The following is an 11,621-nucleotide window of genomic DNA, read 5'->3' as shown; positions in this document are numbered from 1 at the left end:
CTCCCGGACATTCCACAATACAACGGCGGTATACGCGATAGCAGAGGCGGTTGCTTTTATGGAAAAATCATGTCGAAAAGACGCACCGAAACGCGCGCCTGAATTGAATAACGGGCGTAACGGCCACTACGATACACTGCTCGACGGCGTCGTCGGTGAGCTTTGCCGGCCGGAATCGTACGAGCCGGTTTTCCACGGCGCTCACCACGAGGTCGCCATGCCCTCGATCGATGCGTTGACCGAAACGGTCGATCTTCTGCGAACGGTGATTTTCCCCGGTTTCTACGGCCACTCGGAGCTCAAGCCGGGGACCATGCGCTATTACCTCGGCTCCGCCATCGACAGGGTATTCATCCTCCTGTCCGAGCAGATAAACAGGGGCCTCTGTTTCTCCTGCGACGACGAGGAGGCGCTCGACTGCGTTATCTGCGAAACGAAAGCACGCGAAACGACGCTGCGCTTTATCGAGCGACTTCCTGAGATACGGAGAATGCTGGCCGGAGACGTCCGCGCGGCCTACGAGGGCGATCCCGCCGCCAAGAGCCCGGGAGAGGCCATATTCTCCTATCCCAGCATCACCGCGCTCACCAATTACCGCATCGCCCACGAGCTGTACCGGCTCGACGTGCCGCTCATCCCGCGCATCATCACCGAAATGGCGCATTCGACCACCGGCATAGACATCCATCCCGGAGCGCGGATAGGTGAACACTTTTTCATTGATCATGGCACCGGAGTAGTGATCGGGGAGACCTGTATTATAGGAAACAACGTGCGCCTGTACCAGGGAGTGACACTCGGCGCCAAGAGCTTTCCCCTCGATGAGGCCGGGCGGCCGATAAAGGGCATACCGCGGCACCCTGTCGTCGAGGACGATGTAATCATTTATTCCGGGGCGACCATCCTCGGGCGGATTACCATAGGAAGAGGGGCCGAGATCGGCGGAAACGTGTGGCTTACGCGAGACGTACAGCCCGGGACCAGGGTATACCAGGGCAGGGACACGGAATAGCGATTCCACCGTCCCCGTCAGACGGTCAGGGCCCTGTTCCGCTGATAATGCCGCCCGGAAATCGCAGGACGTTTCCGGCGGAAAAGCGCTTTATTTGGATGCAACCGGCCGACCCATGCAATCCACCGGAGACGGGGGATTGCCGTGTGCCCGGAGAGGTGCAAATAATTACAATATATCGGCCATATTTTAATTGACATATTATCGGCACATCCTATACTGAGTAAGTGCTCACTCACTTCGGGTGATACCTTTCCGCGAAAAGGAGCCGGTTATGAATATGGAACTGGTAAAGGCGCATCTCAATCTCAACGCGGTGCTCGTCAATCTCGAAGACCTCGTCATCTACGACAAGGAGATGGCGGCGCTGTCGAAGGGCTGGAACCTCTCGGTTCAGTTTATCGTACGGAAGGGGCCGAGCGCTTACATTCTGTTCGAAAACGGCACGTGTACGGTGCGGCGGGGCCGGCGGAAAAAACCGTCGATCATTCTCTACTTCCTTTCGCCCGCGCACCTGGTTAAAATGTTCGACGGCAAGGCGCAGCCCGTATTGCTCAAGGGTTTTACGAAGCTCGGTTTTCTCATGAAAGACTTCCCGAAACTCACCGCACGCCTCGAGCACTACCTCAAGCCGACGCCGGAGCTCCTGGCCGATAAAAACTACCTTGCCATCAATACGCGCTTCACCATCACCACGGCAGCCTTTGCAATACAGGAACTCGGTCTGGTCGACCCCGTCGCGCGAATGATTTCGTCCCACATCCATAAAGGGGTGACGCTCATAAAGGTCATGCCGGAAGGCCCGTCGGCCATGCTGAGGTTTGATAACGGCGCCATCGAGGCCGCAAAGGGCGATTTCGAAAAGCCGATGTCTGCCATGCTGTTCCGCAACCTCAAGGTGGCGAACGACATCCTCAATCAGAAACTCGATGCCTTCACCGCGATCGCCACCGGCGACCTCATGCCGCGCGGGCGGATAGGGATGGTAGATTCCGTAAGCCTGCTTCTCGACAGAATTCCACTGTACCTTGGTTAAAGGGAGGGACTCCATGAAGACCTACACGTATAAAAAATCCGTCGCCCTTTTCAAGCGGGCGGCAAAGGTGATTCCCTGCGGGATTTACGGGCATCTGAGCCCGGCTCCGCTCGTGCCGGCGACCGATTATCCCTTTTACGCATCAAGGGCGAAGGGCTCCCGTTTCTGGGACGTGGACGGGAATGAGTTCATCGATTACATGTGCGCATACGGCCCGATGGTGCTCGGCTATAATCATCCCAAAGTGGACGCCGCGGCACAGAAGCAACTTAAAAGCGGGAACTGCATCACCTCTCCGGCCCCGATCATGGTCGAGCTCGCCGAATACCTCGTCGATCTTATCAGTATCGCGGATTGGGCCTTCTTCGCCAAAAACGGCGGAGATGTGACTTCCTACGCCATCATGACGGCCCGCGCCGCCACGGGAAGAAAGAAGATCATACTCGTGCGTGGCGGATACCACGGCGTAGCGGCATGGGCGCAGGCCCCCGGCCATCCGGGCATCCTGGAGGAAGACCAGTCGAACATTCTCCGCGTGGAATGGAACGACTACGAGGGCCTCGAACGGCTGGTTAACGCGCATCACGGCCAGATAGCCGGCTTCATGGCATCGCCCTATCATCACCCGACCTTTGCCGACAGCGAAATGCCCGCTCCGGGTTACTGGAGCAGGGTTGAGGCCCTGTGTAAAAAGAACGGCATCGTCCTGATAATCGACGACGTGCGCTGCGGTTTCAGGCTCGATATGCGCGGGTCGAGCGAATATTTCGGTTTCAAGCCGGACCTCGAGTGCTACTCCAAGGCGATCGCGAACGGTTACCCGATATCGGCGCTCGTGGGCACCGAGGCCCTCAAAACCGCGGCGGCGCGGGTCTTCTATACGGGAAGTTTCTGGTTCTCGGCGGTTCCCATGGCGGCGGCCCTTGCCGCGCTCAAGGAACTCCGGCGGATCAACGGGCCGGCGCTCATGCTTGCCAGCGGGAAAAAACTCCTGAACGGCATGGCCGACATCGCCCGGTCGTACGGGTACACGCTTAGCATCACCGGAGCGCCCTCCATGCCCTCGGTCTACGTCACGGACGACGAAAGCCTCATGCTGCATCAGGACTGGTGCGCGGAGTGCACCAAGCGCGGCGCGTTCTTCGTCTCGCACCATAACTGGTTCATATCCACGGCCCATACGGACGCCGATATAAAAAAGACTTGGAATGTGGTGGACGAGGCGTTCAGGGTGGTAAAAAAGAAGCACGGCGCCTGAGGTAACGCGCTCACCGTCGCTGGTGCGAAGCAGCCCAGTCTCCTCGCTGTTGATGGGCGGGCCCGCCGGGAGGTCCGCGTGGTATTGTGCGTTCAGGGGCTGTTTTCAATAAACGAAGACGGTCCCGAAGAAATGGTTGACGCGCCCCCTCACTAAACCTACCATAAGCGCTTTCTGGAACATCTTAAAATCAGACTCGACGCGAATCTTGGAAATGCCGGATTTTCCCCCCGCTGCCGGCGAGGGAAAATCGCCTTATTTCCCGGCTATGCAACAATTCTAATATAATCGGACAGCGCTCAATTATGCCGGAAGACAAGAAAGTACAGCACGAGATTATCGCACTCAAGGTGAAAATCAACCTGCCACGCCAATCTTCGTCGGGATTGCTGGTGGTGTATGTCGACGCCGCACGGATTAATTACCTCGGCAGCTTCTCGATAATCGCCGTGGGTCAGGACCTTGAGAGGGAGAAGTTGGCGCGGCCCCACGGAGAGCTTGTTAAGGCGATAATGCAGGGCATTTCGCGTCTCGAGCTCAATGTTGATCTGCACGGTAAGCTGAAAACAAATATCGACGGCGTCATAACGCCGGAAATGATTCGGGCCGTGGTGGGGAACATCCAGGCCCAGGACATCGGCACCGCCGAAAACTACGTGAAGAAGGCCATTGAGAAAGCGCTGTCGCTCGATAAAACCGAGACCCAGCTTGATTTCGAGCCCGTGAACTACGGGCAGTACGCCGAGCTCATGGTCGAGGACGAGGTCGAGAAGATGACCTTCGCCCAGAAGATAAAACTGGTTATGCCCTATGTAAACCACAGGAACGATATCGCGGAAAGCGTGGTGAAGGGCGCAATCAATGATATCGCGCTCATCAAGTTCGCCTTCGAACGGGGGGAGCGGCTGTTCGGCCTCGGGCTCATCATTTACAGCATGGTGGGCAAAACGGTCAATAGCGTCTTCATCGCCGCGGGCTCGAAGAGCTCATTTAAAGACGGCGATGTCCAGGCGCCCATTTCCGATTTTTTCGACGGCCTCGAGTCGTTGATGGACGCCGGCGACTTCGACGACGCCGCGGCAATGAAAATCGAGAGCGCGCTTCGACGGATGAACACGGCGCCGCTTGCGGAGGCGGCCTCGAAAAGTGACAGGGTCGTTCTGGGCCGGGCCATTACCGCGCTTCTCTCGGTTGGGATAGGGGAGGGTGTCGCCGCCGAGGCGGATTCCATATTGATGAATTCACTCAGGATGGAAGTGTTGCTGAAGCCCGGGACCAGGGCCCGCAGACGAGAGAGCCAGGAACAGAGCGTCCCGGAAAAGGAAGCGGCGCCCGGCGGCATTAGGATGCTGAACGTCGACCTCATCCTGTCGCCCACGAAGGGACGCAATATCTCAAGCCTGAGACCGGGCGATCACGTCCAGGTGATGCTCGACAGCACCAGCCCCGTCGCGTACAAGATACTTAAACAGCTCAATCTGATCACCGGCGACAAGGTCAAACCGGTGGGCGCGACCGTATACTCGATTAAATATCACCCCAAGGAGGGGTACAAGGTTTTTGTCCAGATAGCCAAAGGCATCCTTGGCAGGGCGGACGAGGAGCAGGACATCCGGATAAAAACCGGCGACCCGGTCGTTGAGGAGACGATGCGACAGGCTTCGAACAGCATGATGATCGGCATCATAGCCGGCGTCGTTGTGCTGCTTGTCGTATTACTCTTATTTCTGTTGCTGTAGCGAAAAAATCGCCGCGTCGGCGAACCGGCGATGCGGTAATTTTAGTTTGACTTTTAATTTGCCGGTTATAGTGTGGGAAACTTTTTTGGAGGAAGCCATGGCTTTTAAAATCACCACCGACTGCACCATGTGCGGGGCCTGCGTCGACGAGTGCCCGGTCTCCGCGATCAAGGAAGGAAAGGACACCTATGTTATCGACGGGGACACCTGCACCGATTGCGGGACCTGCGTGGATGCATGTCCCGCCGAGGCGATAGTCGGGGCATAATTCCGGTAAGCATAATTCTGATGGTGCCGGTTACGGCCGCGGTGGAAACGGATTTACGGCCGTTACTCCGCGGCTGAGCCGTACCGATTGGACAAGCGACGAGGCATTAAATACCTGGAGATATACCGGCCGTAATTGAAAAACCGTATAAATCTTTCCCTCATCCTGGCCACCGCACTGTTGTTGTCCCTGTTTCCCGGAGAGAGCCCCCCCGTGACGGGCGCCGAAGGGATTGCAACCGTCGATTCCGCGGCGCACCAGGTGCGCAGGCGAGCGGAGGTCCTTTACCGTAGGTGGGACGACGGCCTGTTCGGAAGCAGGCGGTTTTACCGGCGGGAGCTTCAGGCCCACCTGGCGGACGGTATCGGCCGGAGCTTCGCCACCGGATACGATTATCCGCTCATTTTCCCGGAGGTACTGACCGAGCGCCGATTCCGCTGTCGATTTCGATACGGTTCCTGGCTCGAGATAAGCGGAGAGATCGGCACCGCCGATCTCGGGACGCTGTCGGGGGGCGACCTCCCGAAGCCCTCGCAGTGGTGGCGCGGCCCGGTGCTGGTTTCGCTCGAGGGAAAGCTGAGGCGGTTCAGGCTCGATGACGGACCGCCCAGGGCGGTGGTCGTCGTGCTGGAAGATATGCGTCCGGTATTATCGAAAGGGCCCGCGCCGACCACGGGGGAGATGCGGGACCGATGACGGATGAAAAGGAGCACATGCAATGTGTGGAATAATAGGGTATGTAGGTAAACGAAGCGCCGCTGAAATCATCGTGCGCGGCCTGAAGCGGCTCGAGTACCGCGGTTATGATTCCGCGGGAATCGCGCTTGTTAACGGCGGGATGTATTACCGGAAGAAAAAGGGGAAGATAGCGGAACTCGAGGGGATCCTCGATTACCCATCGCTCGAGGCATATCGGACCGGAATAGGGCATACCCGGTGGGCGACGCACGGCGCCCCCTCGGACCGTAACGCGCACCCGCACCTGTGCTGCGCCGGAAAGATCGCGCTTGTGCATAACGGAATAATCGAAAACTTCGCGACGATTAAAAAAACACTCATTGATAAGGGCCACACCATTTTAAGCGAGACCGACACCGAGGTGATCGTCCATCTTATCGAGTATTATTACTCTGACAACACGCTCATCGATTCGGTGATGAAGGCGCTCTCCAAGGTCGAGGGGACTTTCGGAATCGCCGTGGTCTCGAACGACGAGCCGGAAAAAATAATCGCCGCGCGGCGGGGAAGCCCGCTCATACTCGGCGTGGGCGAGAACGAGATGATCCTGGCCTCCGACGCAAGCGCCATCGTGGAGCACACGCGCAGGGTGCTCTATCTCGAAGACAACGAGATGGTCGAGATCACCGGCGGCGAGTATCGTACCTATGACCTAAACAAGAACAGGAAAAATAAAACCGTCGAGGACATAGACTGGGACATCGCCCTGATCGAAAAGCAGGGATACGACCATTTCATGCTCAAGGAGATTTTCGAGCAGCCGGATACAATACAGAACGCCTTTCGGGGCAGGATTCTTCAGAACATGGGCACCTCGCGTCTCGACGGCCTCCGTCTTTCGGAGGAAGACCTCAACGGCATCGAGCGGATCATCTTTATCGCCTGCGGGACCTCCTGGCACGCGGGGCTGGTCGGCGAGTATCTCATCGAACAGTACGCGCGCATACCCGTGGAGGTCGAGTACGCGTCCGAGTTTCGCTACCGGCGTCCCATTCTCCGAAAGGGAGACCTGGTAATAGTGATCAGCCAGTCGGGCGAGACAGCGGACACGCTCGCGGCGCTGCGCGAGGCGAAGGCGCGGGGGGTAAGGGTCCTGGGGCTTACCAACGTGGTGGGCAGCACCATCGCGCGCGAGAGCGACGGCGGAGTGTACATCCATGCCGGTCCCGAGATCGGCGTCGCATCCACCAAGGCCTTCACTTCGCAGATCACGGTGCTCATCCTCATAACGATCCTTCTCTCGCGCCGCAGGGACATGACCGCCGAAAAGGGAAGGGCGATTATCGAGGATTTGATAAAAATCCCCGAGTACGTTCAGAGAATCCTCGACGATAGCGACGCGATCCGGGAGATAGCGCGCATCTACAGCGAGAGCAGGAATTTTCTTTACCTTGGCCGGGGCATACATTTCCCCGTGGCGCTCGAGGGGGCGCTAAAGCTGAAGGAAATATCATATGTCCACGCGGAAGGCTACCCCGCGGCCGAGATGAAGCATGGACCGATCGCCCTCATCGACGAGAACATGCCGGTGGTCTTTATCGCGCCGCGTGACGAGGTGTACGACAAGATCGTGAGCAATATGCAGGAGGTGCGCGCGCGAAACGGCCGGATCATAGCGATAGCGAACGAGGGCGATGAGGAGATACGGTCCCTCGCACAGCACGTCATTTATGTGCCGGCGACCAAGAAGATCGTTTCACCGCTCCTGACGGTCGTGCCGCTGCAGCTCCTGGCGTATCACATCGCCGTCATGCGCGGCTGCGATGTGGACCAGCCGCGCAACCTCGCCAAAAGCGTGACGGTGGAGTAGGGTCGCCTACACCGTGCGCAGCGAGAGCATGTGCGTGTCGACCGAGGTTTTGTCGAGGATATTGGCAATGTAGACCGAGAAATCGTTTTCGAGGTCTAAGACAATCTCCCGTTTATGGGGCTGGAGCTTTTTGTCCGTGAGCAGCCTCACGACCGGATTGAGGGAATTGTTTCTTCTTAGTTCAAGTATCCTTGCGATCTCGCCCGTGTTGAGGCGAATCATTTCCTCGGCGTCGAATATGTAGTCGCCCATGTTGATCATGAAGCCGATCCCCTTGATGAAATCGCGAAAATCATCGTAAATGAACTGGGAGTGTCTCTTGAAAGAGGCGTGCACTCCGTTCTGCATGATGCGGAGGGCACGCTTGTGCGTGTAGGCGGGTTTGTAGGCGCGCTCGGTGGTGAGGGCGCTGAACGCGTCGCATATGCTGATCAAGCGCACGTCTCTCGGCACCCTGGCGATGAAACTGTGAAAATCAAATCCGAAGGGATATCCCATTCCGTCGGGGCGTTCGTGATGGAGGAGAATGGCCTGTTTCTGGAACCTTGTGATGTTACGGTTGTTCTCCGAAATCTTGTAGCCGTAATGGGGGTGCTCCATGAGGTTTTTTATCTCTTCAACGGTCAGCTCGGTCGGCTTGTTGACGATTCGGAAGCCGACGATCGCCTTGCCGATATCATGGAGCAGCCCGCCGACCCCGATCTCTATGGTCCGGTCGCGGCTGTAGCCCAGACGCACCGCGAGAGTCGAAGCGATCACCGCGACGTTCGCCGAATGTACGAACGTGTACTCGTCGTAGTTCTTGAGCTCCTTGAGCGTAACGAGCACCGCGTCGTCGTTCTGGGCGACCTCGTCGATGATTCCCTCGATGAGCTCTTTGGACTTGCTGATCTTCACGCGCGAGATGTCGATCTCCTGGCCCATGTGAAGGCGCTCGGCGATTTCCTCGAGTATGGCCTTTGACGTTTCCCGGGCACGGGCCTGGGTCGCGGAGGAGACGGCGTTTTTGGTCAGGTCGAGACCGGCAGGATTCGATCCCGCGTCGAAGGATTTGCTGTAGTAGAGGTAGCGAAGCCCGCGCTCGAGGCGGGACCGTATCATCTCGTCGGTGAGCGGGGAGTTGGCGGCGACGATCTGGACGCCGTATTCATCGTATACATTATGGCTGTAAACCGCCCCCGGCCTGACGCTTTTTAGGTCGACTTTGATGCCTTCAACGTGGATATTTTCGGGTATGAGGTTCTTTTCCATTGACGCCTTTATCGTTTTATCAGAGAAACAGGATCCCGATGCCTTCATTTTCGCCGCGAAGGCCTTGTCCACGGATTGGCTTTAAATAGACATATCCGGGAGACAATGGTAGAAGGTAAATGGACAGCCTTTATTTTTCAATTAAAATATTCATGCTCCATATCCAATGCATTGATGCCGCCCATGTCGTCATATTGCCACGGCGTGATATGATGAAACTTTTTGAGGGCGGGCACTAGATAATGATTGACATAAAAAATTACGGAGTGTATCTGAAAAGCGGATACGATCGGATATCCGGCACCGCCGGTTGTCTGTCCGTGTGCACGCGCGGCGTCCTTCGAGGCCCGGAGCGGGGCGCATATTCACCGAACTGAGAGGGAACGATGATAGTAATTGAAAGTATAGACCATATCGGGATTACGGTCTCGAATCTCGATCGCTCGATAGAATTCTATCGCGAACTGTTCGATTTCGAGGTCGTCGAAAAAATGAGTAACTCGCGCGAGGCCTTTATCAAGGTGGGAGAGATCATGATCGGTCTTTTCGAGATAGAGGGATACGAGAACCAGCAGGGAACCAAGAATCATATCAGCCTCTTTCTCGACGAGGAGGATTTCGATGACGCGGTAGACGAACTGAGAGAAAACGATATAACCATCGTATTCGGCCCGGATAATCTTCGCGGGGGCAAGTCGGTGGTATTCCTGGATCCCGACGGCAATCAGGTCGAACTCTGTTACCCGCGGATGAACGTATAGGCGCGATAACATGGAAGCCCGGATAAGAGATTTATTCCAAAAGACGAAAATTATTCCGGTCGCCGTTTTCGGGGACACGGACGGCGCCCTGCGGGCGGTCGGGCTCCTCGAGGAGGCCGACATTCCCCTGGTGGAGGTGACGCTTCGCACCGAGGCCGCCTTCAGCTGTATCAAAGAGATCGTTAAGCGCCACCCTGGGGTAATGGTCGGGGCGGGAAGCGTACTGTCGGTGGAATCTTTAAAAAAGGCCGCGGATGTCGGAGCGGTCTTTTTTGTCGCGCCCTGTCTCGATTCCGAAGTGATCGAATACGCCTCGGCCCTCGCCCTCAGCTTTATTCCGGGAGTCGCCACCCCGTCGGAACTCAACCAGGCACTCAGGGCCGGATGCGATGTCGTCAAGATATTTCCAGCCGGGGTTCTCGGCGGTGTTAAATACATCGATGCGGTCACGGCGCCTTTTAAAACCCGGCGCTTCGGGCTCATACCCACCGGCGGCATCGACGATACGAATGTAGCGGAATACCTCAACAATCCCTTCGTTATCGCCTGCGGCGCCTCGTCGATAGTCGACCAGTCCCTGATCGGTAGCGGGGATTACGAGGCGCTTGCACGGAAGATCAGGAGCATGAAAATAGCCGTGGGCGCCTGAGCCGCTGACGTTTCCACCGAAATTAAAATGACCCTGCCCGAAACATTTAGTCGCGCTTTCGAGCGAAGGGACGGGTTGTACGGAAGCAAGGGCGACGACAGCTTCAGGCTTTTCAACGCCGCCGGCGACGGCATCGACGGGCTCACCGTCGACCGTTACGGCGATTATCTGCTGGTTCAGTTCTATTTCGATCATATATTCAACCGCGAGGCCGAGTTGCTGTCCGCCATGGAGACCGCGATTGCCCGGCTTCCGCGGCGTCCGCTGGGGCTCCTTGTCAAAGACAGGCGAAAAATCAATGACGGCGACGGTTATACCGCCCGGCGGTCGAGCGAAATCGCCTGGGGAGACGGTCCGCCCGCGGGATATGGTGTGCGTCATAACGGGGTTACGGTTATCGTCGATCTGGTGCACGGCCAGCATACGGGACTTTTCCTCGATATGCGCGAAATACGGCGGGCACTCGAACAGTATTATCCGGCGGTGGAGCGTCTGCTCAACCTCTTCTCGTATACGGCCGTTTTTTCCGTACACGCGCTGGCCCGGGGGGTCCGCTCGGCGGTGAACGTAGACCTTTCGGCGCCGGCGCTCGAGCGGGCGCGGGAAAACTACCGTGCCAACGGCCTTGACTGTGACGACAGGGACTTCGTACGCGGCGATTCGTTCGACTGGCTGAGGCGATTTAACAGGAAAAACAGACGTTTTGACCTCGTCATCCTCGATCCACCAACCTTCTCGCGAAAAAAACAGCGGAGCTTCTCGGTTAAAACGGATTATCGCGCCGCTCTCGAAGCCATAGGTTCGTGCGCGCCGGGAGGACTTGCACTCTCGACCGTCAACGCGTACTCGGTCTCCGAGGAGAAATACCGGTCCTTTCATCCCCCTGGCTGGAAGCTCGTTTATTATGCAAACGAATCTGCCGATTATGTTTATAAAACAAAGCCATATTTAAAAGCAGGGCTGTGGAGAATTCCATCCTGAATGCGACTGTTTCTCCGCCAAGGCCGGGGGAGCGTTAAACCCGAGCACAAACAAGGCGCGATCCGGGGCGAGGAAATAAAATTCTTGACATCGATGTTAATCACCATAGGATACAGCG

At 57.0% G+C, this 11,621-nt stretch carries 11 protein-coding genes; 10 read left to right on the top strand and 1 reads right to left on the bottom strand.

All coding sequences use genetic code 11. The features are described from left to right. Positions 1-58: 58 nt before the first annotated feature. From epsC to glmS, 7 genes are all read left to right on the top strand, one after another. The gene (gene epsC, locus VLM75_01265) at positions 59-1,012 is read left to right on the top strand and encodes a serine O-acetyltransferase EpsC (protein ID HSV95542.1); all 954 of its coding nucleotides are present in this window, start codon (positions 59-61) and stop codon (positions 1,010-1,012) included. Between the two features lie 274 nt (positions 1,013-1,286). After that, complete coding sequence (locus tag VLM75_01260) at positions 1,287-2,048, top strand: hypothetical protein (protein HSV95541.1); 762 nt, start codon at positions 1,287-1,289, stop codon at positions 2,046-2,048. A 13-nt stretch (positions 2,049-2,061) separates the two neighbouring features. Beyond that, complete coding sequence (locus tag VLM75_01255) at positions 2,062-3,306, top strand: aminotransferase class III-fold pyridoxal phosphate-dependent enzyme (protein ID HSV95540.1); 1,245 nt, start codon at positions 2,062-2,064, stop codon at positions 3,304-3,306. Between the two features lie 305 nt (positions 3,307-3,611). Then, positions 3,612-5,045, top strand: coding sequence for a hypothetical protein (locus VLM75_01250; protein ID HSV95539.1), 1,434 nt, complete (start codon positions 3,612-3,614; stop codon positions 5,043-5,045). Positions 5,046-5,142: 97 nt separating this feature from the next. Next, positions 5,143-5,313: a 4Fe-4S binding protein gene (locus tag VLM75_01245; protein ID HSV95538.1), complete on the top strand. Its 171-nt coding sequence runs from the start codon at positions 5,143-5,145 to the stop codon at positions 5,311-5,313. Positions 5,314-5,448: 135 nt separating this feature from the next. Beyond that, positions 5,449-6,009 carry a hypothetical protein gene (locus VLM75_01240; protein HSV95537.1) on the top strand — a complete coding sequence of 187 codons (561 nt, stop codon included), beginning with the start codon at positions 5,449-5,451 and terminating at the stop codon, positions 6,007-6,009. 22 nt (positions 6,010-6,031) lie between these two features. After that, the gene (gene glmS / locus VLM75_01235; protein ID HSV95536.1) at positions 6,032-7,861 is read left to right on the top strand and encodes a glutamine--fructose-6-phosphate transaminase (isomerizing); all 1,830 of its coding nucleotides are present in this window, start codon (positions 6,032-6,034) and stop codon (positions 7,859-7,861) included. A 6-nt stretch (positions 7,862-7,867) separates the two neighbouring features. On the opposite strand, the gene VLM75_01230 is transcribed toward glmS, so the two are convergent. Further along, complete coding sequence (locus VLM75_01230; GenBank protein HSV95535.1) at positions 7,868-9,160, bottom strand: HD domain-containing phosphohydrolase; 1,293 nt, start codon at positions 9,158-9,160, stop codon at positions 7,868-7,870. A 338-nt stretch (positions 9,161-9,498) separates the two neighbouring features. Between VLM75_01230 and VLM75_01225 the strand changes: the two genes are divergently transcribed. Genes VLM75_01225 through VLM75_01215 form a run of 3 tightly spaced genes read left to right on the top strand, consistent with a single transcriptional unit; the run spans position 9,499 to position 11,503 of the window. Further along, complete coding sequence (locus VLM75_01225; protein HSV95534.1) at positions 9,499-9,873, top strand: VOC family protein; 375 nt, start codon at positions 9,499-9,501, stop codon at positions 9,871-9,873. A 10-nt stretch (positions 9,874-9,883) separates the two neighbouring features. Next, positions 9,884-10,522 (top strand): bifunctional 4-hydroxy-2-oxoglutarate aldolase/2-dehydro-3-deoxy-phosphogluconate aldolase, encoded by a 639-nt coding sequence (locus VLM75_01220; GenBank protein ID HSV95533.1) that lies wholly within the window; start codon positions 9,884-9,886, stop codon positions 10,520-10,522. Positions 10,523-10,549: 27 nt separating this feature from the next. Then, positions 10,550-11,503, top strand: coding sequence for a class I SAM-dependent methyltransferase (locus VLM75_01215; GenBank protein ID HSV95532.1), 954 nt, complete (start codon positions 10,550-10,552; stop codon positions 11,501-11,503). Positions 11,504-11,621: the final 118 nt, after the last annotated feature.

The organism is Spirochaetota bacterium, from assembly GCA_035477215.1.
Classification (GTDB): Bacteria; Spirochaetota; UBA4802; order UBA4802; family UBA5368; genus MVZN01.
Note: the sequence above shows the minus strand (reverse complement) of the source record. Positions and strands in the feature narration are given on the sequence as shown.